General features: G+C 68.0%; 21 protein-coding genes. 4 read left to right on the forward strand and 17 right to left on the reverse strand.

The window, feature by feature from the left end:
- Positions 1-11: 11 nt before the first annotated feature.
- The 3 genes from ASG27_RS04780 to ppsA all read right to left on the reverse strand — a co-directional run bounded on the left by ASG27_RS04780 (position 12) and on the right by ppsA (position 4,966).
- Complete coding sequence (locus ASG27_RS04780) at positions 12-2,135, reverse strand: VC_2705 family sodium/solute symporter (protein WP_056411923.1); 2,124 nt, start codon at positions 2,133-2,135, stop codon at positions 12-14.
- Positions 2,128-2,496, reverse strand: a complete 369-nt coding sequence (locus tag ASG27_RS04785) for a DUF4212 domain-containing protein (RefSeq protein ID WP_056411746.1) — start codon at positions 2,494-2,496, stop codon at positions 2,128-2,130. Before ASG27_RS04785 ends, ASG27_RS04780 begins: the two co-directional genes overlap by 8 nt.
- A 79-nt stretch (positions 2,497-2,575) precedes the next feature.
- A complete protein-coding gene (gene ppsA, locus ASG27_RS04790) occupies positions 2,576-4,966 on the reverse strand; it encodes a phosphoenolpyruvate synthase (protein ID WP_056411748.1) in 2,391 nt (796 codons plus the stop codon).
- 205 nt (positions 4,967-5,171) lie between these two features.
- Here ppsA and ppsR point away from each other — a divergent pair, with 205 nt between their 5' ends.
- Both ppsR and ASG27_RS04800 read left to right on the forward strand, forming a co-directional pair.
- The gene (gene ppsR, locus ASG27_RS04795) at positions 5,172-5,993 is read left to right on the forward strand and encodes a posphoenolpyruvate synthetase regulatory kinase/phosphorylase PpsR (RefSeq protein WP_056411749.1); all 822 of its coding nucleotides are present in this window, start codon (positions 5,172-5,174) and stop codon (positions 5,991-5,993) included.
- Between the two features lie 223 nt (positions 5,994-6,216).
- Positions 6,217-6,438: a hypothetical protein gene (locus ASG27_RS04800; RefSeq protein ID WP_156370974.1), complete on the forward strand. Its 222-nt coding sequence runs from the start codon at positions 6,217-6,219 to the stop codon at positions 6,436-6,438.
- 9 nt (positions 6,439-6,447) lie between these two features.
- Here ASG27_RS04800 and ASG27_RS04805 read toward each other — a convergent pair whose 3' ends face one another.
- From ASG27_RS04805 to ahpC, 14 genes are all read right to left on the reverse strand, one after another.
- Positions 6,448-6,837 (reverse strand): hypothetical protein, encoded by a 390-nt coding sequence (locus ASG27_RS04805; protein ID WP_056411751.1) that lies wholly within the window; start codon positions 6,835-6,837, stop codon positions 6,448-6,450.
- 73 nt (positions 6,838-6,910) lie between these two features.
- Positions 6,911-10,030: an efflux RND transporter permease subunit gene (locus ASG27_RS04810; RefSeq protein ID WP_056411752.1), complete on the reverse strand. Its 3,120-nt coding sequence runs from the start codon at positions 10,028-10,030 to the stop codon at positions 6,911-6,913.
- 13 nt (positions 10,031-10,043) lie between these two features.
- Positions 10,044-11,165 (reverse strand): efflux RND transporter periplasmic adaptor subunit, encoded by a 1,122-nt coding sequence (locus ASG27_RS04815; protein WP_056411753.1) that lies wholly within the window; start codon positions 11,163-11,165, stop codon positions 10,044-10,046.
- Positions 11,162-11,719, reverse strand: coding sequence for a hypothetical protein (locus tag ASG27_RS04820; RefSeq protein WP_056411754.1), 558 nt, complete (start codon positions 11,717-11,719; stop codon positions 11,162-11,164). The genes ASG27_RS04815 and ASG27_RS04820 overlap by 4 nt, the downstream gene beginning before the upstream one ends.
- A 36-nt stretch (positions 11,720-11,755) precedes the next feature.
- On the reverse strand, positions 11,756-13,036 hold the full coding sequence (locus ASG27_RS04825) for a TolC family protein (protein ID WP_056411757.1): 1,281 nt from the start codon (positions 13,034-13,036) through the stop codon (positions 11,756-11,758).
- Between the two features lie 149 nt (positions 13,037-13,185).
- The gene (locus tag ASG27_RS04830; protein ID WP_235503899.1) at positions 13,186-13,572 is read right to left on the reverse strand and encodes a hypothetical protein; all 387 of its coding nucleotides are present in this window, start codon (positions 13,570-13,572) and stop codon (positions 13,186-13,188) included.
- Between the two features lie 112 nt (positions 13,573-13,684).
- A complete protein-coding gene (locus tag ASG27_RS04835; protein WP_056411761.1) occupies positions 13,685-14,497 on the reverse strand; it encodes a heme ABC transporter ATP-binding protein in 813 nt (270 codons plus the stop codon).
- The gene (locus tag ASG27_RS04840) at positions 14,494-15,567 is read right to left on the reverse strand and encodes a FecCD family ABC transporter permease (RefSeq protein WP_056411764.1); all 1,074 of its coding nucleotides are present in this window, start codon (positions 15,565-15,567) and stop codon (positions 14,494-14,496) included. The genes ASG27_RS04835 and ASG27_RS04840 overlap by 4 nt, the downstream gene beginning before the upstream one ends.
- 5 nt (positions 15,568-15,572) lie before the next feature.
- A complete protein-coding gene (locus ASG27_RS04845) occupies positions 15,573-16,457 on the reverse strand; it encodes a heme/hemin ABC transporter substrate-binding protein (RefSeq protein WP_056411765.1) in 885 nt (294 codons plus the stop codon).
- Positions 16,447-17,586 carry a hemin-degrading factor gene (locus tag ASG27_RS04850; protein WP_056411766.1) on the reverse strand — a complete coding sequence of 380 codons (1,140 nt, stop codon included), beginning with the start codon at positions 17,584-17,586 and terminating at the stop codon, positions 16,447-16,449. The genes ASG27_RS04845 and ASG27_RS04850 overlap by 11 nt, the downstream gene beginning before the upstream one ends.
- Positions 17,583-17,930 carry a hypothetical protein gene (locus ASG27_RS04855; RefSeq protein ID WP_056173802.1) on the reverse strand — a complete coding sequence of 116 codons (348 nt, stop codon included), beginning with the start codon at positions 17,928-17,930 and terminating at the stop codon, positions 17,583-17,585. The genes ASG27_RS04850 and ASG27_RS04855 overlap by 4 nt, the downstream gene beginning before the upstream one ends.
- Before the next feature lie 42 nt (positions 17,931-17,972).
- Complete coding sequence (locus ASG27_RS04860; protein ID WP_056411767.1) at positions 17,973-20,234, reverse strand: TonB-dependent hemoglobin/transferrin/lactoferrin family receptor; 2,262 nt, start codon at positions 20,232-20,234, stop codon at positions 17,973-17,975.
- Positions 20,235-20,576: 342 nt separating this feature from the next.
- The gene (gene ahpF, locus ASG27_RS04865) at positions 20,577-22,193 is read right to left on the reverse strand and encodes an alkyl hydroperoxide reductase subunit F (RefSeq protein WP_056411773.1); all 1,617 of its coding nucleotides are present in this window, start codon (positions 22,191-22,193) and stop codon (positions 20,577-20,579) included.
- Positions 22,194-22,404: 211 nt separating this feature from the next.
- Positions 22,405-22,980 carry an alkyl hydroperoxide reductase subunit C gene (ahpC, locus tag ASG27_RS04870; RefSeq protein ID WP_056173794.1) on the reverse strand — a complete coding sequence of 192 codons (576 nt, stop codon included), beginning with the start codon at positions 22,978-22,980 and terminating at the stop codon, positions 22,405-22,407.
- Positions 22,981-23,368: 388 nt separating this feature from the next.
- Between ahpC and bfr the strand changes: the two genes are divergently transcribed.
- Complete coding sequence (bfr, locus tag ASG27_RS04875; protein ID WP_056173789.1) at positions 23,369-23,845, forward strand: bacterioferritin; 477 nt, start codon at positions 23,369-23,371, stop codon at positions 23,843-23,845.
- 128 nt (positions 23,846-23,973) lie between these two features.
- Entirely contained in the window at positions 23,974-24,330 is a 357-nt protein-coding gene (locus tag ASG27_RS26490) for a hypothetical protein (RefSeq protein ID WP_156370978.1), read from the forward strand.
- The last annotated feature ends 430 nt before the right edge of the window (positions 24,331-24,760 follow it).

Here is a 24,760-nt window from a genome sequence, read left to right on the forward strand (position 1 = left end):
CTGATGCAGGACTACATCTCGGAGCGTATGCGGGGCAGCTCGGGCCCGGGGCGGGTGATCCAGCTCACCACCACCGCCACCGCCGCGCCGGCGGGCACGCCGAACACGCCCGCGGAAATCGGCTGGATGCCGAACCACAGCCCGTCGGCCAGCAGCCAGGGCGGCAGGGCTGCGCGCATGGCCGGCACGTGCGACAGCATGTAGTACACCGCCACGCCCAGCCCGGCCAGCATGCCGGCCACCGCGCCCTGGCGCGTGGTGCCGCGCCAGAAGATGCCCAGCACCATGGTGGGCACAAAGGCCGAAGCGGCCAGCGAGAACGATGCCGACACCATGGGCAATATCTCGGACGGCTTGAGCGCCGCCACGAAGGCCGCCGACAAGGCCACCGCCAGCAGGGTGAACTTGGTCAGGATCACGCGCTGCTCGGGCGAGGCCTTGCGCTGCGCATCCGGGAAGTACAGGTCGCGCACCAGCGCATTGCTGATGGTGAGCAGCAGCCCGTCGGCGGTGGACAGCGCAGCGGCCAGCCCGCCCGCCGCCACCAGGCCCGACACCACGTACGGCAGCCCGCCCAGTTCGGGCGTGGCCAGCATGATCAGGTCGGCCCCCAGGCGAATCTCGCCGAACTGCACGATGCCGTCGCCGTTGACGTCCTCGATGGAGAGCAGCGAGCTGTCCACCCGCGCCCACTGGGCCATCCAGTTGGGCAGCGCCTCGAAGCTGCTGCCCACCAGGTTCTGCATCACCTCGAACTTCACCAGCACCGCCAGCGCGGGCGCGCTCAAGTACAGCAGCGCAATGAAGAACAGCGACCACGCCACCGACGCCCGCGCGCCGCCCACCGTGGGCGAGGTGTAGTAGCGCGTGAGCAGGTGCGGCAGCCCGGCCGTGCCCACCATCAGGCAGAACATCAGCGCGAGGAAGTTGCGCCGCGTGAGCTCATAGTCGCGCTGCTCATCGGGGGTGCCGTCCGGGTCGCCCACATAGGCCTGGCTGTGCAGCGGCAGCCCGCCCAGGGGCCGGGCACGCTCGTAGTTCTCGCGCATCTCGCGCGTCCAGCGCTCGCGGGCCGCGGCGGCATCGCGCGGGAGCGCGGCCAGCTCGCGGCTGGCGCTGACGATGAGCCCCACGTCGGCGTTCTGGGTGCGCAGCGTGCGGATGCGCTCGCGGCCCTTTTCGCGCTCGCGCTCCAGCGCGCCCTCGACGTCCTGCAGGCGCGCCTCGTAGTCCTTGGCGCGCTGCAGGTAGGTCTGCACCACCTGGTGCTCGGCCGGGGAGTCGAGCAACTGGGCTTCCAGGTCCGCGATCTTGCTGATCTGCGTGCCGTAGACCAGCGGCGCGAGCGGGCTGCCCAGCTGCTTGTAGGCCAGCCAGGACACGGGTATCAAAAAGGCCAGCAGCAGCACCACGTACTGCGCCACTTGCGTCCAGGTGATGGCGCGCATGCCGCCCAGGAAAGAGCACAGCAGCACACCGCCCAGGCCCAGCATGATGCCGATCTCGAACTGCACACCGGTCAGGCGCGATGCGATCAGCCCCACGCCGTAGATCTGCGCCACGACATAGGTGAACGAGCACAGCACCGCCGCCAGCGCCGCGATCACGCGCGGCCAGCGGCCGCCGAACCGCACGTGAAAGAAGTCGGGCACGGTGTACAGGCCCATGGCCCTGAGGTGCGGGGCAATGAGCATCGCCACCAGGCAAAAGCCCCCCGTCCACCCCAGCAGGTAGGCCAGGCCCCCTGCCTGCCCCGGCGTGCCGGAGAAGCCCTGCAGGTACAGGGCGCCCGAGAGGCTGATGAACGACGCGGCACTCATCCAGTCGGCCGCCGCCGCCATGCCGTTGTACATGGGCGGAATGCGCCGCCCGGCCACGTAGTATTCCTCGGGGTCGCTCGTGCGGCCGTACACGCCGATGCCGGCGTAGGCCATGACGGTGATGAACAGGAAGATCGGCCCGATCCAGTGGCGCGACAGGCCCTGGTGCTCGGCCCAGGTCATCAGCGCCAGAAAGGCCAGCACACCCACCACATACAGCGCCAGGATGCGGTGCAGCCGCCACAGGTAGGCCGACCCGGAGGTCGCCCGCCCGCGGCTGTCGGTGCCGGGGGACCCGGCGCCCTTGTCAGCCATGGGGTCCATGGAGCCCACCCGCTGGTGCTGGGTCTTGCGCCGCCAGCTCACCCTGCGCTGCGGCCAGGCGCTCGGCGTCCTGCCGCTCGAAGCGGTTCATGGCCCAGCAGTACGCCACGACGATGCCGATGAACACCACCACCGCACCCTGCGCGGCGATCCAGTAGCCGAGCGGCCAGCCGCCCACCACGAGCGCCTGCAGGTCGCGGGCGAAGTACGTGGCCACGAAGGACACCAGCGCCCACAGCAGCAGCAGGCCCGCCTTGAGCTTCAGGTGGCGCACGTCGTGCAGGTCGGGCGGGAACGGGCCCGCCATCTCGGCGTCCGCAGGCCGGGCGGGCCCCGGCTGCGTGAACTGCATCACAGACACCGCAGTGCAGGCACTGCGGCAGGTGGTGCAGACAGTGCGCGCATACCGCAGTCCCCCGGGGTCTGGGCGTTCAGCCCGCCAATTGCTGCCAGGTCGCGATCACGCTGTCAGGATTGAGCGAGATCGACGAGATGCCTTCCTTGGACAGCCACTGCGCAAAGTCAGGATGGTCGCTGGGGCCCTGGCCGCAGATGCCGATGTACTTGCCCTGGGCCAGGCAGGCCTTGATGGCCTTTTCCACCAGCGCCAGCACGGCAGGGTCACGCTCGTCGAAGTCCTGCGCCAGCAGCTCCAGGCCCGAATCGCGGTCCAGCCCCAGCGTGAGCTGGGTCAGGTCGTTGGAGCCGATGGAAAAACCGTCGAAGAACTCCAGGAAGCGCTCGGCCAGGATGGCGTTGCTCGGCACCTCGCACATCATGATGACCTTGAGGTCGTCCTTGCCACGCGAGAGGCCGTGGGTGGCCAGCAGCTTGGTCACGCGCTCGGCCTGGCCCAGCGTGCGGACAAAGGGCACCATCACCTGCACGTTGGTCAGGCCCATGTCGTTGCGCACGCGCTTCAAAGCCTCGCACTCCATCGCAAAGGCTTCACCGAAGTCTTCGCTGATGTAGCGCGCCGCACCGCGAAAGCCCAGCATCGGGTTTTCTTCCTCGGGCTCGTAGCGGCTGCCGCCAATCAGCTTGCGGTACTCGTTGGACTTGAAGTCCGACAGGCGCACGATCACGGGCTTGGGGTAGAACGCGGCGGCGATGGTGGCCACGCCTTCGGCGACCTTGTCGACGTAGAAGGCGCGCGGGCTGGCGTGGCCGCGGGCCACCGACTCCACGGCCTTCTTCAGGTCGGCATCGATCTGAGGGTAGTCCAGGATGGCCTTGGGGTGCACGCCGATGTTGTTGTTGATGATGAACTCGAGCCGCGCCAGGCCCACGCCTTCGTTGGGCAGCTGGCAGAAGTCGAAGGCGAGCTGGGGGTTGCCCACGTTCATCATGATCTTGGTCTTGATGGCGGGCATCTCGCCGCGCTGCACCTCGGTGACCTCGGTCTCGAGCAGGCCGTCGTAGATGTGGCCGGTGTCGCCCTCGGCGCAGCTCACGGTGACGAGCGTGCCGTCTTTGAGCAGCTCGGTCGCGTCACCGCAGCCCACCACGGCCGGAATGCCCAGCTCGCGCGCAATGATGGCCGCGTGGCAGGTGCGCCCGCCGCGGTTGGTGACGATGGCGCTCGCGCGCTTCATCACAGGCTCCCAGTTGGGGTCGGTCATGTCGGTGACCAGCACGTCGCCGGGCTGCACCTTGTCCATCTCACTGATGCTGTGCACCAGGCGCACGGGGCCGGTACCGATCTTCTGGCCGATGGCGCGGCCCTCGGCCAGCACGGTGCCGGAACCCTTGAGCTTGAAGCGCTGCTCGGCCTGGCCCTTGGACTGGCTTTTCACCGTCTCGGGGCGGGCCTGCAGGATGTAGAGCAGGCCGTCGGTGCCGTCCTTGCCCCATTCGATGTCCATGGGGCGGCCATAGTGCTGCTCGATCACCAGCGCGTAGTGCGCCAGCTGCTGCACGTCGGCGTCGCTCAGCGAATAGCGGTTGCGCTGCTCGGTGGCCACGTCGATGGTCTTCACGAGCTTGCCGCTGGCCTTCTTTTCGTCGGCCGAGGCAAACACCATCTGCAGGAGCTTGCTGCCCAGGTTGCGGCGGATCACGGCCTGCTTGCCCGCCTTGAGCATGGGCTTGTGCACGTAGAACTCGTCGGGGTTCACGGCGCCTTGCACCACGGTCTCGCCCAGGCCGTAGCTGCTGGTGATGAACACGACGTCTTCGAAGCCCGATTCGGTGTCGATGGTGAACATCACGCCAGCGGCGCCCAGGTCGGAGCGCACCATGCGCTGCACGCCGGCCGACAGGGCCACCACGTCGTGCTCGAAGCCCTTGTGCACGCGGTAGGAGATGGCGCGGTCGTTGTACAGCGACGCGAACACTTCCTTCATCTTGTGCAGGACGTCGTCGATGCCCACCACGTTCAGGAAGGTCTCCTGCTGGCCCGCGAACGATGCGTCGGGCAGGTCTTCGGCCGTGGCGGACGAGCGCACGGCGAACGATGCGGCCGGGTTGCCGGCGCTCAGCGTGGCGAAGGCTTCGGCAATGGCGGCCTGCAGGTCGGCCGGGAAGGGCTGGGCCTCGACCATGGCGCGGATCTCGGCGCCCACCGTGGCCAGGGCGCGCACATCTTCGGTGTCCAGGCTCTTGAGCTTGGCGCTGATCTTGTCGGCCAGGCCGTCGTGGGCCAGGAACTGGCGAAACGCGTGCGCCGTGGTGGCAAAGCCCGTGGGCACCCGCACACCCAGGGGCAATTGGGAGATCATCTCGCCGAGGGAGGCGTTTTTACCGCCTACGGCCTCGACATCGGTCATTCTCAGGTTTTCAAACGGTACGACCAGGGCGGTCGGGCTGAAAAGTGCAGACATGGGAAAGCTCCAGAAGTTGAAACCGGGTCTGCGCGCCCGCCCCTTGCTGTACCTGGGAGCGATGGGCGAGCTGCCATGCACGGCGGGTGGCTTTGTCGTTGTGGTTGTAGGCCGACGAAGTGCATGGTGAGAATTTGGATAATTGTCACAATTGTAGGCCTGCGGCACTGGCGGCAGGCTGACGCACTGAAAGGCCCCCTGCTCCATGCACACGCGCACCGTATTTTTCGTCTCTGACGGCACCGGCATCACGGCCGAGACTTTTGGCAATGCCATTTTGGCCCAGTTCGAGATGAAGCCGCGCCACGTGCGCCTGCCCTTCATCGACAGCGTGGACAAGGCCCACCAGACGGTCCGCCAGATCAACCACACGGCCGAGATGGAGGGCAAGAAGCCCATCGTCTTCACCACGCTGGTGAACATGGAGGTCCTGAAGGTCATCCAGGAAGGCTGCAAGGGCATGCTGCTCGACATGTTCGGCACCTTCGTGCACCCGCTGGAGGAAGAGCTGGGCATCAAGTCGCACCACCGCGTCGGCCGCTTCAGCGACGTGAGCCGCAGCAAGGAATACACCGACCGCATCGAGGCCATCAACTTCAGCCTGGCCCACGACGACGGCCAGAGCAACCGCGACCTGGCCGGTGCCGACGTGATCCTGGTCGGAGTGAGCCGCAGTGGCAAGACACCCACCAGCCTGTACCTGGCCATGCAGTGCGGCCTGAAAGCCGCCAACTACCCGCTGATCCCCGAAGACTTCGAGCGCCGCCAGTTGCCGCCCGCGCTGGTGCCGCACCGCGCCAAGATCTTCGGGCTGACCATCCAGCCCGAGCGCCTGTCCGAGATCCGCAACGAACGCCGCCCCGGCTCCAAGTACGCCGACCTGGTGAACTGCCGCCACGAGGTGGCCGAGGCCGAGGCGATGATGCGGCGATCGGGCATCCGGTGGCTGTCGACCACGACCAAGTCGATCGAAGAGATTGCGACGACGATCCTGCAGGAGATCCGGCCGGAGCGGCTGGTGTATTGACGGGCCAACCCACCGAGCGCGCGCGTCAAATCTGCCGCGCAGCCGTCATTTGAGTGAAAAACAAGGCTCTACCGCTTGTCCAGCAAGCGCTAGCAGCTATCAATTAATGAGCAACCGCACACCACACACCTTGCCCGCCTGAAAGCACGCGGACAAGGCGGCGCTGTGCCGCTGCGCCTGGAGCACCCTTTTGAAAAAATCCACCGTCCTTCGCGCTGTTCTGATGACCTTGGCATTCGCCGTGGTGGTCACCCTGTTCATCGGCAAGCGCTGGTACGACTACGTGAGCAGCGCCAGCTCGCCCTACGACGAAGTAGGGATCGAGCTGAACTCCCGCGCGCCCGGTCCCATCAACCGGTGGGGCTGCGCCAAGCTGCAGGAACGCTTTGCCCGGGCGACGCCGCCGTACGGGTGTTCGGCGGGCAACGGACGGCAGTGGAAGTAAGCGAGGCGGTTACTTCACCGCAAACCGCACGTTCGCCGGCTTCTTGCCCGGCAAGGTCACCAGCGCCACCACCTTGGTGCCCGCGGCCACTTTGAACGAGCCCTTGGCTTCGAGCTTGCCCTCGCCCGCGGGCACCAGCACGGCCTCGGATTTCTCCGTGCCGTTGAGCAGGGTGAGCTTGGCGGTCACCCCCTCGGAGCTGGCCGCCTTGCCGTGGTCGCGCAGGTGCAGCGTGATGGCGTCCGGCTTGGCAACCAGTTCGTAGTCCATATCGTGGGTACCGGCCACGATGCCGCCGTGCTGGGGCTTGTGGTCGTCGCCATGGGCATGGTTGCCGGCGGCAAACGCAGCGCCGCTCACGGCCAGTGCGAGCGTGGCGATGAAGTATTTGGTGTTCATGAAAGTCCTTTCAAAGGGTGGTCAAAGGCTGGTCAAAAGCTGGTCAAACGCTGGTTGAGGCAGCGGCAAAAAATCAAAAAGCCTCGGCGTTCTTGTCGTCCAGCAGGCGCTCGGCATCGCGGCGGCCGAACAGCCAGAACAGGGCCGGGGTCAGGAAGGTGTCGAGCAGGGTCGAGCTGATCAGGCCCGAGAAGATCACCACCGCCACCGGGTGCAATATCTCGGTGCCGGGGCGTTCGGCCTCCAGCAGCAGCGGGGCCAGCGCAAAGGCGGTGACCAGGGCCGTCATGAGCACAGGGGACAGGCGCTCCAGCGAGCCGCGCACGATCATCGCGGTGTCGAAGTTCTCGCCCTCCACGCGCATCAGGTTCAGGTAGTGGCTCACCTTCAGGATGCCGTTGCGCACCGAGATGCCCGCCAGCGTGATGAAGCCGATCAGCGCCGCCACCGACAGCGGCTGGCCCGAGATCCACAGCCCCAGCACGGCGCCCACCAGCGCCAGCGGGATGTTGGCCATGATCAGCGCCGACAGCGTGGCCGAGCGGTAGCGCGTGTACAGCACCACGAACATCAGCACCAGCGAGACCACGGCCAGCATGCCCACCAGGCGGCTGGCCTCTTCCTGCGCCTGGAACTGGCCGCCCAGGGTGATGAAGTAGCCATCCGGCAAACGCGTCTCGCCCACCACCTTGCGGATGTCGGCCACCACGTCGGACAGCGCCCGGCCCTGCGCGTTGGCCGAGAGCACGATGCGCCGCTTGCCATCGTCGCGGCTGATCTGGTTGGGGCCGTCGCCGTCCTCGATGCTGGCCAGGCGCGACAGCGGCACGCGCCCGCGCGGGGTCTCGATCATGATCTGCGCCAGGCCGTCCAGCGAGCGCGCGCTCTCGGGCAGGCGCACCACCAGCGCAAAGCGCCGGCTGCCCTCCACGATCTGCGTCACCTTTTCGCCCTCCACCAGGCCCTGCAAGGTGGCCAGCACCTGCGCGGCCGGCACCCCGTACTGGGCGGCCGCGGCATGGTCCACGCGCACGGTGATCTGCGGCGCCAGCACCTGCTTTTCCACCTCCAGGTCGGCCAGCCCGTCGATGCTGGCCAGGCGCCCACGCAGCGCATCGGCCTGCCCGCGCAGGGTATCGAGGTCCTCGCCGAAGAGCTTGATCGCGATCTGCGAGCGCACGCCCGAAAGCATGTGGTCGATGCGGTGCGAGATCGGCTGGCCGATGGCAATCGCCGCCGGCATCTGCGCCAGCCGGCTGCGGATGTCGGCCTGCACCTCGGCCATGCTGCGCTTGAGCTCGGCCGCGGGCAGCAGACCCACGTCGAGCTCGCTCACGTGCACGCCCTCGGCATGCTCGTCCAGCTCGGCCCGGCCGCTGCGCCGGCCCACGTGCGTGACCTCGGGCACTTGGCGCACCAGCACCTCGGCCTGGCTGGCCAGCGCGGCCGATTCCGCCAGCGTCACGCCCGGGTTCAGGCGCATGCCGATGAGCAGCGTGCCCTCGTTGAACGGCGGCAAGAAGGTGGTCGGAAAGAACGGCACCGCCGCCACCGACAGCACCACCGCCACGGCACTCACCGCCATGGCGACGCGCGGATGCGCCAGCACCCGGGTGAGCCCGCCGCGGTAACGCGCCTTGAGCCAGGCCACTACGCGGGTATCGCCATGGTCCAGGTTCTTCATGCGCGGCAGCAGATAGAAGGCCAGCACCGGCGTGACCGTGACCGACACCAGCAGCGAGGCCACGGTGGAGACGATGAAGGCGATGCCCAGCGGCACGAACAACCGCCCCTCGATGCCCGGCAGCGCGAACAACGGCAGGAACACCAGCACGATGATGGCCGTGGCGTAGAGGATGCCCGAGCGCACTTCCATCGACGCGAGCTTGACCACCTCGATGGGATGCAAGCGGTGGTTCGGGTGCTTCGCGCGGTCCATCTTCAGGCGGCGCAGCACGTTCTCCACGTCCACCACCGCATCGTCCACCAGGCCGCCGATGGCAATCGCCAGTCCGCCCAGCGTCATGGTATTGATCGACAGGCCGAAGTACTTGAACACCAGCGCCGTGATGAAGATCGACACCGGGATGGCTGTGAGCGCAATGACCGTGGGGCGCAGCGTGCCCAGGAACACGAACAGGATCACCGCCACGAACACCGAGGCGCCCATGAGCTTGCCCTGCAAAGTGGTGACCGAGGCCTCGATGAAGCTGGCCTGGCGGAAGGTGACGCGCGGCGCTTCCATGCCTTCGGGCAGCGACTTCTTCAGATCACCCAGCGCAGACTCGATGCTGCGCGTGAGCGCGATGGTATCGGCCGTGGGCTGCTTTTGGATGCCCAGGATCACGGCCGGCTTGCCCTCGAAGCCCGCATCGCCGCGCTTCAGGGCCGCAGCAAACGTGACCTCGGCCACCTGGCGCAGCAGCACGGGCTGGCCGTTCTTCGCGGCGAGCGCCAGGTTCTGCAGATCCTCCAGGCGCGACGTGCGGCCCAGGTGGCGGATCAGGTACTCGCGCCCGTTGAGCGCCAGGAAGCCCCCCGAGGTGTTGGCCGAGAAGCCCTTGAGCGCCCCCGTGAGCTGGTCGTGCGTGATGCCCAGCTCGGCCATGCGCGCCGTGTTGGGCTGCACCTGGAACTGGCGCACTTCGCCGCCGATGGGAATCACCTGCGCCACGCCGGCGATCGCCAGCAGGCGCGGGCGCAACACCCAGTCGGCGTACTCGCGCACGGCCATGGGCGTGGTGCGCTGCACGTCGATGGGGATCGCCACCTGCATGATCTCGCCCATGATGGAGCTGATGGGCCCCATGCGCGGCGTCACGCCCGCGGGCAGGCCCTCCTCCATGGACGACAGGCGTTCGGACACCATCTGCCGGGCGCGGAAGATGTCCATGCTCCAGTCGAAGGTGACGTAGATGAAGGACAGGCCCGCGCTGGAGGTGGAGCGCACGCTCTCCACGCCGGGCAGGCCGTTCATGGTCGTCTCCAGCGGAAAGGTGATGAGCTGCTCCACCTCTTCGGCGGCCATGCCGCCAGCCTCCGTCATCAGCGTGACGGTCGGCTTGTTGAGGTCGGGGAACACATCCACCGGAGTGCGCGACAGCGTGAAGGCTCCGTAGGCCATGAGCACGCCCGCCGCGATGAGCACCAGCAGCCGGTTGGCCAGGCTGCTTTCGAGTAGCCACTTGAACATTGCGTGGTTCCCTTCAGCGGACCTGGTTGATCAGCGTGGCGCCCTGCGTGGCCACGCGGTCACCGGCCTTCAGGCCCGAGGTCACGGCCACCGAGGCACCGTCCAGCGGCACGAAGGTGACCACCCGGGGTACGAAACGCTCGGGCGACTCCTTGACCCAGACGATGGTCTGGTTGGCGGGGTTGCGCAGCAGCGAAGCCACCGGCACCTGCACGCCCGCGGCCTGCTCGGTGGACTGCACGAACACGCGCACCGGCTGGCCCAGTGCGAGGGTGCCCAGCACCGCCGAGTCGCCCGCGAACTGCAGCGGCAACGCCTGGTCGCGCAGGCTGCGCGCGGCGCCCAGAAAGCGCAGCGGCACACGCTGGCCACCCACGGCCAGCGCGGCACCGGCCACGCTCTGGGCCTGGGCGGTGTCGTAAGCCAGGGCTTCGACGCGCAGGCGCGTGGGGTCCACCACCTCGAACACCAGCTCGCGCGCATCCACCACCTGCCCTGCCACGGCGTTGGCCGAGGCGATGACACCCGAGACGGGCGCCACCAGTGCATCGCGGGTCGAAAGGCCCGCCCCCACCGCGCCCAGGCGCTGGGTGACGCTTTGCAGCTCGCTTTCGGCCGCCTCGATCTCCTTGCGCGGCACGGTGTCCGACAGGTCCTTCAACCGCGCCACGCGGCGTACCGCCAGGTCGCGTGCCGCACGCAGCTCGGCCTGCTGGGCCAGCTGGTTGGAGCGCTCGATGGCGTCCACCGTGGGCACCACGTAGGCCAGCACCTCGCCCTTGCGCACTGCCTGGCCCACACCTGGCAGTCCCTTGGGCCCGGACTCCAGCCGGCCGGCCAGCGCGGCCTGCACCTTGCCGCCAGCATTGGGGTCCATCACCACCGTGCCGGCCAACTCGAAGGCCTTGGGGTGCTGCCCCTCCGCCGCCACGAGGGTGCGCACACCCAGTTGGCGCTGCGCCGGCTTGGGCAAAAACACGCTGCCATCAGGCTGGCGCTTGGGGCCGTTGCCATCGGCGGCTGCGGGGGCGTCGCCGTGGTCATGGCCTTCTCCGGCGCGCGACATCAGCGGGGCGCACAGGGCGGCGGCCATCGCCACGGCCAGCACGGAATGCAGGGAGATCAAGCGCTTCATGCGGCACCTCCCTGGTGCCGGGTGCGCGCCGCGCGGCCACGCCGCACGCCCCACACCGCTGCCAAGGCCAGCAGCACGGCGGCCACAGCACCGGCCACCAGCGCGTTGCGCCGGCCTGCAGGTTCGCCATGGGCGTGCGCTGCCGCATGGATGTCGATCTCGCCAGCCAGCAGATCGGTGTCGTTGCCGGCCACCACGGTGGCGGTGACGGGGCTTGCGCCCTCGGCCAGCGGAGCGGCCAGCGCGGCCTGGAATTCGCCGTCGGCCACGCGGGTCACCGGCACGCGCGAGCCGGCAATGTCGAGCTCCAGCTGCGCCTCCTTCACCGGGCTGTTGTCGCCCGCATGGTCGAGGTAGAGCGCGAGCTTTTGTCCTTCGATCACGCCCACCAGCTCGAACAGGTCGGAGGTGGCGGCAAAGCGCGGCAGCGCGGCGCCTGCCGCTGCAGCGGGAGCTTCGCCATGGTCATGGCCGGCGTCGGCGAGCGCGGCCGGGGGCACAAGGCCCAGCACCAGGGCCAGGCCCAGTGCATGAATCAGTGAAAGGAATTGCATGGTGGTTCGGAAATGAGGGATGAAAAAGCGGGGCGCTCACTGCGGCAACAGGCCCAGGGCCTGGCGCAGGGTGGAGATGGCGGCCGCGGCATCGATGCGGGCCCGCGCCAGCTGGCGCTCGGCCTGCACGGCTTCGAGCTCCACGCGCAGGCGTGTGGGCCAGTCGGCCTCGCCCAAGCGAAAGGCCTTGTCGATGAAGCCGCGCGTGTCGCGGGCCAGCGCCGCATGGCGGGCCATGGCCTCGCGCTGGGCCTGGCTGGCCTTCACGCGGGCCGTGGCCGCGGCCAGGTCGGCGGCGAGGCGGTCCTGCTCGGCGCGGGCGCGCACTTCGGCATCGAGCGCGTCGGCTCGGGCCGCTGTCTCCTTGGCGCGCGCCCGGTCGCCGCCGCCCAGGGGTATGCGCACGCCGACCGTGAAGCTTTGGAGGTAGCGCTCGCCGGCCTGCTCGCGCCCGCGCGTGGCGGCCACGGTCAGCTCCGGGTTGGCACGGGTCTGCACAGCGGCCAGGTCGGCGGCGCGGCGCGCCACCGCGGCCTGGTCGTTCCAGTCCGCCACCGACGGGTGGTCGGCAGGCAGGCCGGCTGCTGGCAGCGCTTCGGCCTCGGGCTCGGCGCCGTCGGCCAGCACCACGCTGCCGCCCCATGCCGCCAGGGCTGCCTGTGCGACATCGCGTGCGCCCGTGGCCTCGGCCACCGCGGCCTCGGCCTGGGCCACGGCACTATCGGCCTGCGCCTGGTCGGCCCGCGACATGTCGCCGGCCTGAAAGCGCCGCGCCACGTCGGCCGCCAGGCGCTGCGCGTTCTGCAGCCGGTCCTGGGCCAAGCCCAGTTCTGCCTGCGCACGCTGCAGGGTCCACCAGGCTTCTCGCACAGTGGCGGCCAGTTGCAGCTGCGCAGCCAGGCGGCGGCTTTCCACGGCCTTGATCTCGGCGTCGCCCAGTGCGGCCTTGCGCGCGCGCTCGCCGTGCAGCCACAGCGGGAGGGCCACGCCCACTTCGTATTCCCTGCTGCCCTGGTTGCTGCCGGGGCGGTCGCTCTTGCGGGACAGCTCCAGCGCAGCGGGCTCGGCCAAGAGGGACGATGCGCCGCTGCGCGCGGCCTGCGCCGACTCGCGCCGCAGCGCCGCGGACTGCGCCTCGGGCTGGCGCTCCCAGGCGCGCTCGAACAGGGATTTCAGGGTAAGTGGTGCTACTGCTGCCGGTTCAGCCGGTTCAGCCGTTAATTGGGCTTGCGCACCGCCCACGGCCAGTGCGCACCCCAGCGCCACGGCGGCCAGCAGCGGCCGTGGCAGGTGGTTCTTTGTCGTCGTTGTTGGCATCCGATTCCTCTGCAGTGGCCCAGGGCCACGGGGTTGAAATCGGCGAGGCACGATGGCCGGCGCATGCGCTCGCGCGCAGGCACTGCAGCAGCCCGCTAGGGCCGCTTCACATCGTCAGGACAGGGGTTGCCCGCAACCCGCCTCGCCGCTCAGGCGAGGACGGACCACTTGGGGCGTTCGGGGCGGGTGAGCGGGGGATGGACCCAGGCCGGTGCCACGAGGGCGGCAGGCGCAGCGACCGCGACCACGATGGCCTGACCACTCGCACTCAAGGCCATGCCGCTGCCCACGCCGTGGCAGGCATGGCAGTCCATGTCGGCCGTGGCGGCGGTGGCCAGTGCCTTGTGGCCAGGGGTCTCGCTGGCGGCGGACGGCTGCGCTTGCGCGGCTGGCGCATCACCGTGGTGATCGTGCGCATGGTGGCCGAAGTGCGATGCCTGCGGCGCCGTCTCGTGCTTGCAGTACGGCGATGCAGCCGCCCAGATGGACTGGAGCGGCATGAACAGCAGCAGGAAGACGAGGAGCAGGCGGCGCATGGTGTGCGCGCATTCTAGTGACAAGATGGCGCGGTGCAGCATCCGCCCACGCCCATGTCCCCACGCGGCCAAGGGCAAGGCTTGGAGGGATGACCGCGTCGTCATCTGCGCATCATCCCGCTGCCACCAGAAACTGCGCCACGCCGTCGCTGGCGCGCACTTCGGAACACTCTACGCCCCACACGCGTGCAATCGCCGCGGCGTCCAGCGTCTGCTCCATGGGCCCCACATCACAGCGCCCCGCGCCCATCAGCACCACGTCGTGCGCGTACCGCAGCGCCAGGTTCAGGTCGTGCAGCACCGCGACCACGCCGATGCCCTGCTCCGCTGCCCAGCGGCGCACCAGGGCCATGGCCTGGTGCTGGTGCGACAGGTCGAGCGCGGCGGTGGGTTCATCGAGCAGCAGCCAGCGCGTGGCACCGTCGGGCCGGGGCTCCCAGATCTGCGCCAGGGCACGGGCCAGGTGGGCGCGGGCGCGCTCGCCACCCGACAGGGTGTTGACGCCGCGCTGCGCCAGGTGGGCCACGCCGGTGGCCTCCATCGCATCGCGGGCGATGCGCGCCTCGCTCCGGCTGGGCGACTGGCGGTGCGGAAAGCGCCCCATCTCCACGACCTCCTGCACCGTGAAGTCGAAGGCCACCGCCGTCTCTTGCGGCAGCACGGCACGCAGGCGCGCCAGTTCCAATGCGCCCAACGCAGAGAGCGCCCTGCCCCCCAGGCTGACCGAGCCCGAGCGCGGCGCGCGCTGGCCCGACAGCATGGACAGCAGCGTCGACTTGCCTGCGCCATTGGGCCCGAGGATGGCGGTGAATCGGCCAGGTGCCAGGCGTGCATGCACGGTGGCCAGCAAGGGCCGGCCCGGCAGGCCCACACCCAACTGATCGCACACCAGCGGATCGCCGGCATGGAGCGAGGCGGCGTTCATACCTTGCTCCGGAACTGGCGCAGCATGGCCAGGAACAGCGGCACGCCGATAAAGGCCGTGAGCACGCCCAGCGGCAGCTCCGCCGGCTTGACGATGGTGCGCGCCACCACGTCGGCCGCCAGCACCAGCGCCGCACCCAGCAGGGCCGAGCCCGGCAGCACCACGCGATGGTCGGGCCCGGCCACCAGGCGCACCCAGTGCGGCGCCACCAGGCCGATGAAACCGATGATGCCCGTGGCGGCTGTCACCGCGCCCACCGCCAGCGCGGTGACCAGCACCGCCAGGCGCTTGGTGCGCTCCACCGGCACGCCCAGCAGCGCGGCCTGGGCCTCGCCCAGGGCAATCGCATTGAGCGGGCGCGCGAGCGCCAGGCCCAGCCCGCAGGCCACGGCCACGATGGTGCCGACCAAGGCCACGGCGCTCCAGCGCGCGCCGCCCAGGCTGCCCAGCAGCCACATCTGGATGTTGCGCAACTGCTCGTCGGTGGAGATGAAGTTGAGGTAGCCCAGCCCCGCCAGCGCCAGCGCGTTGACCGCCACGCCGGCCAGCAGCATCAGCCCCATGCGCGTGCCGCCATCGGCCTGCGCCAGGCCATAGATGAGCGCCGTGACCAGCAGGCCGCCGCCAAAGGCCATGCCCACCAGTGTCCAGCTGCCCAGCGTGCGCGGCAGGTCGGGCAGCCAGTGGCTGCCCAGCACGATGGTGAGCGCAGCGGCCAGCGCGGCCCCGCTGCTGACCCCGATCAGGCCCGGGTCGGCCAGCGGGTTGCGAAACAGGCCCTGCATCAGCGCACCGGCCAGCCCCAGGCCTGCACCGGCCGCCACGCCCATCAGCAGGCGCGGCAGGCGGATGTTGATGAACACCAGATATTCAGGCGCCTGCTCGGCCGACGGCGCCGCGCCCACGGCCTGCAGCAACACCTGCCACAGCTGGGCTGGCGCAATGGCGTACGCGCCTTGCGTGCTGGCCCAGACAAAAGTCAGCACCACCAGCGCCGCGCCGATGGCCAGCGCGGTGCGGGGCGACAGGCGCCCCACGTTCCAGCGCGCGCCGGGCTGCGCCAACGACATATCTGTCACGCCGTGATCGCCTGCGTGCGGGTGTGCAGCTCGCGCACGGCCCCGGGCAGGCGCGGGCCAAAGCCCAGCAGGTGGCTGGCCTCCATGGCGACCAGCGCCTTGCGGCGGAACGCGGGCGTGAGGGCCAGTTCAGGCCGCTGCCAGAAGGCTGCCTCGCCGCCCAGCGCCTCGATACCCTGTGTGCTGTTGAGCAGCACCTCCGGCGCCGCGCTGGCCATGGCTTCGGCCGTGAGCGGCCGGTAGCCTGCGAACTGGGTGATGGCATTGGTCGCGCCCGCAAAGCGGATCAGCGCATCGGCCGCCGTGCCGGTGCCCGCCACCATGGGGCTGCCGCCGTGCGACAGGATGAAGATCGCGCGCGGGCGCCGCGACGACGCGGCCACCAGCTTTTGCACCGCCGACCACTGCGCATCCAGGTCGGCCTGCAAGGCCTGCGCCTCGCGCTCACGGCCGGCCACGCGGCCCACGGTGGCGACCTTGCGCTGCACCTCGTCCCAGGTGTGGTCGGCCTTGACCAGCTCCACCCGCACCCCGGCGCTGCGCACCTGGTCCAGCACCACCGGCGGGCCGGCTTCGGTGGTGCCCACCACGGCGTCGGGCCTGAGGGACAGCAGCCCCTCGGCCGAGAGCTGGCGCATGTAGCCGACCTTGGCAGTCTTGAGCGCGGCCTCGGGGAACAGGCTGGTGGTGTCGGTGCCCACCAGCTGGCCCTGCGCGCCCAGCAGGTAGACCACCTCGGTCAGCGCGCCGCCCAGCGAGACGATGCGCGCCGGGCTGGCTGCCAGTGCGCGCTCGGCACCCAGGGCGGACAGCAGTGGCAGCGCGCCCATGCCGCGCAGCAGCTGCCTGCGCCCCGTGTCGGTCAGGCCGTCACGCAGCATGGGCCACCTCGTCCTGCCGCGCCTGCGGCAGCCGCGCCACCAGGTCGCGCCAGCCCTGCAGCTCGGGCTTGCCGGGCTTGCGCGCGCCGAAGAACATGGCCATCAGCTCGCCCGCGTGGTCGAACGCCTCGACGGAGGTGACCACGCCATCGGCCGTGGGTTTTTCGACCACCCACACGCTGGCCACCATGTCGGTGCGCAGGTGCAGGTTGAAGCCCGCGTCCAGCACGTTGATCCACTGCGCGTGCGGCGTATCGAGCGGCTTTATGTTGCGCACCGGCCCGGTGTGGATCTGGATGCAGCCGCCGCTGCCCACGAACACCATGATGGGCAGGCCGTCCAGCGCGGCCTCGTCCAGCAGGCGCTGCACGGCCTGCGGCGTGGCACGCCAGGCGAACTGGCCCTCGACCAGGCGAAAGCTTTGCTGGCGCTCCACGCCGAATTTCTTGGTGATGCCGAAGAATTCGTGCGTGTCTTTCATGGCACCCCAGGCCTCGCGCAGGCCGTCGGCGTCGATGTCGGCGTCGGGCCGCACCGCCTCCGGCGCGGGCGCCTTGCCGAACACGTAGCCGGCGCTCGGCTGTGCAAAGCGGCTCACCACCGCGTCGAACGCGGCCAGGTCGGTGGCATCGCGCGTGAAGACCTTGTGCACTGCGCGGCCCTGCGCGTTGTAGAACTGCAGGCTGCGCGACGGCGGCTTGGCGGGGTCGTTGGCCAGCTCCGTCACCGCAAAGCCGGCATGCCACTGTGCAAAGAACAAGCGCAGGTCGATGTCTTCGCCCAACGCAATGCCCACCGGCCCGGTGGCCGAGACGTGCGTGTAGACGCCGGTCTTCTCGTGCACCGTACCTTCGTTGCGCGTCAGCGCCATCAAGGGGCCGCAGGCTTCGAGCGCCTGCAGAAGGTGCAGCCACGAGCCCTGCAGCGGCACGGCTTTGAGCGGGTGCGCGTGCTCACCCGCGTGGGCAGCGACAGCGGCGCCTTCCGAGAGCCCGATGCTCTCGGCCGCATCCTTGGCGCGCTTGCCCGTGGCACGTGCAGCGGCGAATTGCGCGCGGATGTCCGGCGCAGCGATCGGCGCTGCCACTGCCACTGCCGCACCTTGGGAGGTCGTCACGGCGGCGATCATTGCATGGCCTCCGGCGCGGTGTGCCACAGCACGCGGCGCTGCTCGGCGGCCACCATGGCCGCCGTGGCAGCGGTGTCCTGGCGGGCCTTGCACTGCTCTTCCCAGCGGCCTTGCAGGCTCCAGACCACCGTGCGGAAGTGTGCGGTGAAGCCGTCGGCATCGGCCAGCATCTGCAGGTTGGCCGATATCTTGCGGCCCATGGCGTCGCGGTGGCTGTCGCAGCAGGCCTGCACGTAGCCCGTCATCAGGGCGAGCGTGCCGGCCAGCAGCGCCTCGGCGCACGGCAGGCTGTATTCCTCATCGGTGTGGCTGCCGGCATCGGGCAGGTCGGGAGCGTGGCTCATGGTGGTCTCCTGGGGTGGGTGCCTGGGGGATGAAAGCGGAACTCAGAAATCGGCCACCAGCGACACGCGCACGGAGCGGCCGGGCTGGCTGTAGGCGTCGATGAAGTTGGCGTTGGCGGCCAGGCCGCGCACGTCGGCCCAGCGCCAGTGCTTCTTGTCGGTCAGGTTGTAGATGCCGAGGTTCAGGCGCAGGTCCTTGCGGATGCGCCACTGGCCCGACAGGTCGAGCACCGTGTACGACGGCGTGAGGTACTGCGTGCTGCCCGTGGCCAAAGCCACGTCGCTCGGCTTCTTGGCGGCGGCGTGGGTGGCATCCAGGCGCGCCATCCAGCCGCCGGTGTCGTAGCGCAGGCCGGCCGACAGGCGCGATGGGTCCACCGTGTTCACCGGCCTGCCGGTGGCGGTGTCGCGCCCGCGCGTCTGGCCGTAGCTGAAGGGCGATGTCCATTGCCCGCCTGCCCACTGGCCCCAGCGCATGTCGCCCTTGACCTCGAAGCCGTTGAGCTTGACGCGGCCGATGTTGACCGACTGGAACACCAGCGGGTTGCCCGGCGCACCGGTGCCGCCGACCTGGCGCAGGTCTTCGATGAAGTCCTTGTAGCGGCCCGTGAACGCTGCAGCCTCGACCGACAGCGCGTCCAGCCGGCCGCGCACGCCCAGCTCGAAGTTCTGGCTCTTTTCGGGCTTGAGGTGGGCGTTGGGCACCGTGCGGTAGTTGCTGACCGGGTTCTCGAAGAAGGCGTTGACCTGGCCCGCGTTGGGCGCACGGAAGCCCGCCGCGTAGTTGCCGAACACGCTCCACTGCTCGCTGGCGCGGTACAGCACGCCGAACTTGGGCGAGGTGGCGTTGCCCGAGAGGGACACGGCCTGCGCGCCGAAGCCCGCCTGGTCGGCCTTGATGCGGAAGGTGTCGAAGCGCACGCCCGGGGTGATGCTCCAGGGGCCGGTCACGAACTCGTCCTGCACGTACAGCGCGGCGCTGGTCTCGGTGGTGTCCGGAAAGCGCTTGAGCGGGAAGGTTTCCCCCACCGGCGGGGTCACGCCGGTCTGCAGGTTCTCGACCTTGGCAGACGTGTAGTCAAAACCGTAGGTGATCTTCTGCACCAGGCCGCCAGGGCCCGCGCGCAGCACCTTGCTGCCCTGCAGGTTGGCCTGCCAGGTGCGCTCGTCGTAGGTCACGTCGCGCACACGGTCGGCAGCGGTGTTGCGGTCTTCGGTGACGTATTCGCGCGAATGCGAGTCCTGAAAACTCAGCGTTGCCTTCAGGTCGTCGGCCAGCGCCGAGTTCACGCGCCACGCGCCCTCCCACGTCGCACGGCTGCGCTGCATGTCGGTGAACGAGGTGGAGCCCAGCACGGACGTGGCGGCCAGCGGCGGCTTGGAGCGCGCGGTCAGCAGCTCGTAGTCGGAGGTCTTGTCCACATGCTCCAGCGTGAACACATGGCGCTGGCCGCCGCCCGGCGTGAGGATGACCTTGCCCAGCAGCGCGCCGCTTTTATCCTTTTGCGGATTGGGGCGGGTGCGGTCGGCATTGGCCGCGCTGTTGGTGCCCATGTTGTCCAGCTCGCTGGCGCGCGTGACGTTGCCGCCCAGCAGCCACTGCACCGTGTCGCCCGCCTTGCCCGCCACCGTGGCGCCCACGCGCTTGCCGTGGTCGTCGCCGTCGTAGCCCAGGCTCACACGCCCGCCGATGCGCTTGTCGCCGTCGAGGAAGGCCGATGGTTCGGCCGTGATGAAGTTGACCAGGCCCGCCATGCCGTCCGACCCGTACAGCGCCGACGTGGCGCCACGCACGACCTCGATGCGCTGCAGCAGGCCGATGTCCAGGTAGTCGCGCCCGAAGGCATTGGCGCTGAAGACGTAGCTGCGCGGCAGGCGGATGCCGTCCACCATCATCAGCACGCGGTTGCCGTCCAGGCCGCGGATGTTGAAGCCCGCGTTCTGCTCGCGCCCCGTGGATCCGCTGGCCAGCGTGAAGCGCGCGGGCGAGCGCGTGACCGACACGTTGGGCAGCTCGCGCGCCACATCGCGGATGTCGCGCACCTGGCCTTCTTCGATGGCCTGCGCGTTGATCACGTCGATGCTCATGGGCAGCTCGCCCGGGTCCTGCTCGCTGCGCGAGCCGCTGATGACGACCTCCTTGAGCGCCGGGCCGGCAGCGATCAACTGCCCTGCGCCCAGCGGGCCTGGCGCGCCCTGGGCCTGGGCGTTCCAGGCGGTGCAGAGCGCACAGGCCACGAGCCAGGCCACGGGGTGGAGGTTGAACGTGCGGGAGCGGAATGCGGATGCGGATGCGTGCGCCACGGGGGAGCCCTTCTTCTCTGGTCGGAGTCAATGACAGGAAGCTGGCTCTGCGCGCCCTCTCACCGCTCGGGTGCTGGCACGTCCGCTGGCAACGAAGCGGCTATTCTATATGAGAATAATTATCAATACACATGTTGCAAACTATTCCTTGTGGCGGCTTGGGGTTTGCGGGACCTCTCAGAGCGCAGCAGGTTGCGCCCGGGATCCATCAATTGTTCGCACCATGAAAAAGGGAGCCCACAGGCTCCCTGGATCTGCATGGCGATGCCTAGCAGTTTGCTATGCAATCAATAGCTGCTAGCGTTTATCCATCAAGCGGTAGCGGCATTTTTATGCCTGTTGTCACACTGTTTCTGCCACTGCCGCGGCTGCTGGCGCCGTAACCACAGGCTGGGCCACCACCGGCATGCGGATCAGGTGGTCGAAAGCGCTCAGCGCGGCCTTGGACCCATCGCCCGCTGCGATCACGATCTGCTTGAACGGCACCGTCGTGCAGTCACCCGCCGCGAACACGCCGGGGATGTTGGTACGGCCGTGCGAGTCGACGATGACCTCGCCGAACTTGGACAGCTCCACCGTGCCCTTGAGCCATTCGGTGTTGGGCACGAGGCCGATCTGCACGAACACGCCTTCGAGCTGCACCAGGTGCTCCACATTGGTCGCGCGGTCCTTGTACTTGAGGCCATTGACCTTGCCGTCAGCGCCAGTGATCTCGGTGGTCTGCGCGTTGGTGTGGATGGTCACGTTGTGCAGGCTCTTGAGCTTGTTGACCAGCACGGCGTCGGCTTTCAGCTGGTCGGCAAACTCGATCAGCGTGACATGGGCCACGATGCCGGCCAGGTCGATGGCGGCCTCGACACCGGAGTTGCCGCCGCCGATGACCGACACGCGCTTGCCCTTGAACAGCGGGCCGTCGCAGTGCGGGCAGTAGGCCACGCCTTTGTTCTTGTACTCGGCTTCGCCGGGCACGTTGACATTGCGCCAGCGCGCGCCGGTGGACAGGATCACCGTCTTCGATTGCAGCGTGGCGCCATTGGCCAGCTTCACACCGATCAGGCCACCGGGCTCAGCCGCCGGGATCAGCTGGTCGGCGCGCTGCAGGTTCATGATGTCCACGTCGTAGGCACGGGTGTGGGCTTCGAGCGCGGCAGCGAACTTGGGTCCGTCGGTCTCCAGCACAGAGATGTAGTTCTCGATGGCGAGCGTGTCGTTGACCTGGCCGCCGAAGCGCTCGGCCGCCACGCCGGTGCGGATGCCCTTGCGGGCGGCATACACCGCGGCTGCGGCGCCGGCAGGGCCGCCACCGACGATGAGCACGTCGTACGGTGCCTTGGCCGACAGCTTGGCCGCGTCACGGGCGGCGGCGCCGGTGTCGAGCTTGGCGACGATCTCTTCGACCGACATGCGGCCGGACGCAAACACCTGGCCGTTCATGAACACCATGGGCACGGCCATGATCTCGCGGTCGGCCACTTCCTGCTGGAAGGCGCCGCCCTCGATCACGGTCGTCTTGATCTTGGGGTTGACGATGGCCATGAGCGACAGCGCCTGCACCACGTCCGGGCAGTTGTGGCAGGTCAGGCTCATGTAGACGTCGAAGCTGAAGTCACCGTCGAGCGCGGCGATCTGCTCGATCACCTCGGGCTCGATCTTGGGCGGGTGGCCGCCGGTCCACAGCAGGGCCAGCACCAGCGAGGTGAACTCGTGGCCCAGGGGCAGGCCGGCAAAGCGCAGGCTGTTGGTGGCTCCCACGCGCTGCAGGGTAAACGACGGCTTGCGCGCGTCGTTGCCGTCGGTACGGAGCGTGATCTTGTCGCTGCGCAGGGACTGGATGGTCGTCAGCAGCTCCAGCATGTCGCGGGCGGTCTCGCTGTCGTCCAGGGACGCCACCAGTTCGAACGGCTGCTGCACGCGCTCCAGGTAGGCGGAAAGCTGGGTCTTGAGTTGTTCGTCGAGCATGGTGGTGTCCTTTGCTTTGAGTTCTTGGGTTGTCGTCTATCTAGGGTGTGGCAAACACTGGCATTTGCAATGCCTGTCGCCGCGGCCCGCATAAAAAGTACGAGCGAAAAGTACGGGCGAAAAAAAGCCGGACGGCATGGCGCACACGCGCCATGACGCTGTCCGGCTCAGGAGCGCCCGGGCTGGGGCGCTCTGCCGAATCGGTGGCGGCTTAGATCTTGCCGACCAGGTCCAGCGATGGGGCCAGGGTCTTGGCGCCTTCGTTCCACTTGGCGGGGCACACCTGGCCGGGGTTGGCGGCGGTGTACTGGGCAGCCTTGAGCTTGCGCACGGTTTCCTTGACGTCGCGGGCGATTTCGTTGGAGTGGATTTCGGCCGTCTTGATCACGCCATCGGGGTTGATCACGAAGGTGCCGCGCAGTGCCAGGCCTTCTTCAGGGATGTGCACGCCGAAAGCGTTGGTCAGCTGGTGCGTTGGGTCGCCGACCAGGGGGAACTTGGCCTTGCCCACGGCGGGGGAGGTTTCGTGCCATACCTTGTGCGAGAAATGCGTGTCGGTGGTGACGATGTAGACCTCGGTGCCAGCCTTCTGGAACTCTGGGTAGTTGTCGGCAGCGTCTTCGATTTCGGTGGGGCAGTTGAAGGTGAAGGCTGCAGGCATGAAGATCAGCACAGACCATTTGCCCTTCAGGTCGGCTTCGGTCAGATCGATGAATTCACCCTTGCCGTTGCGGTTGACGAAGGCGGTGGTCTTGAAGGGCTGAACTGCGGTGTTGATCAGGGACATTGCTGTTTCCTTAATGGTGGGTTGAGTGAACAAGGCTGAAGTCTAGGCCCATCGAGCCCATGAATCCAATTAATTGATTGCATGGAATCAATTGCCTGTGACTATACAGAGTCGGCATTGCAGCATCATGAAAATCCGATGGCCCCACCCGCCCGGGTGCGCGCGCTGGAGCATCGACCTGTAGATTGCGACAGACCCCGGGTTGGATGCACGCCCGGCACCAGCGACAGCCTGGGCTCCGCTGCGTGACCATGCTTTTGGCCCTGCAGATGCGAACACAACTCAGCATCACACGCAGACAGAGCAAAGACACAGGGGTTTGGCTTGCGGTGTTTGATCGAGGTCACGACAATCGGCCCCGAATCCACAGAACACACAAGGAGTCCCCATGAAAGGTGACGCACAGGTCATTGGCCATCTGCAGGCCCAGCTGAAGAACGAACTCACGGCCATCAACCAGTACTTCCTGCACTACCGCATGCTCAAGCACTGGGGCTTCGACAAGCTGGCCAAGAAGGAGTATTCGGAATCCATCGGCGAGATGAAGCATGCCGACTGGCTCATGGACCGCATCTTCACGCTCGACGGCCTGCCCAACCTGCAGGACCTCGCCAAGCTCCAGGTCGGCGAAGACGTGCCGGAGATCCTGGCCTGCGACCTGCGCTCCGAACAAGGCGCCCAGGCGACGATCAAGGAAGGCATCGCCCACTGCGAAACGGTGCGCGACTATGTCTCCCGCGACCTGCTGCAAAAGATCCTGGACGACACGGAAGAGCACATCGACTTCCTGGAAACCCAGATCGACCTGATCGACAAGGTCGGCCTGCAAAACTACCTGCAATCCCAGATGGGCGAGGCAGAGTAAGCAAGACCTCAAAGACTTCAGTTTCTCAGAGCGCTCCACGAAAAAAGCAAAGAAGAAATCAAGAAAACGGGCTTCGGCCCGTTTTTTTGTGCCTGTTCAACCAAGTTTTTTCGTTAGGCTCCTGACTTATGCAAGCATCGCACCAGCTCGTAGCACAACGCATACGCAACCGCCTGTTCGAATGGCTGGGAGCGGCTGCGCAAGCAGACAAAGACGAGGATCTGGCAGAGCTTGTCAATCAATGGAGCGATTGGACCAACGACGCGCCTGTGGCTGAAAGTTTCGGCACCCCGGCTTTTACGCTGCGTGAGTTGCACGCACTGTCTCGGGTTCAAGCCGATGTAGACGAGTTTTGCAAAGTTACGCCTCAAATTTTGCGGCCCGAAGATGGGGTGAGGTGGTCCAGCGTCAAAGCTTCAGCAGCTGCCGCATTTTCCGTTTTCGGTGACAGAGGCTTGCTGCCGGAGAACGAGCCTGTCGCCTGACATTGGGCCCCAATAGATTGCTAAGGGGCTGGCCATGCCCCAAGACAGGCGACCGCGTCACAGAATGTTGCAACCGCACATCAAGACGGCAAAAGTCTGGATTCAATGAATGCGAATGCTTCTCAACAAAAGTAGAATGCGTTCTTACGACCAGCGTTGACCCCTGCGACGCCCGCCTGACGCTCAGGCCATGGGCCACCAGCGATCGCCGCACGCTGGCCTGAATCTCCTGAACACCAGCCAGCCAGTCAGCCGGGGCCTTGCCGCCCCGCCGCTGCAGCCAGCGTTTGACCGTTTTCGCCTGCAAACCTGCCTGGAGCCATCTCTGATGCTGCGCCGCACCGCCAGCCCCTGCCTGCCCGGGGCCTCCCCTTCGTCGCCTTCGTCCCCACCGATGGGGTCACCGCTGGCCCGCTGCCGACCTGCGGCA

Source organism: Acidovorax sp. Leaf191, from assembly GCF_001424425.1.
In the GTDB taxonomy this organism is placed as follows: domain Bacteria; phylum Pseudomonadota; class Gammaproteobacteria; order Burkholderiales; family Burkholderiaceae_C; genus Acidovorax.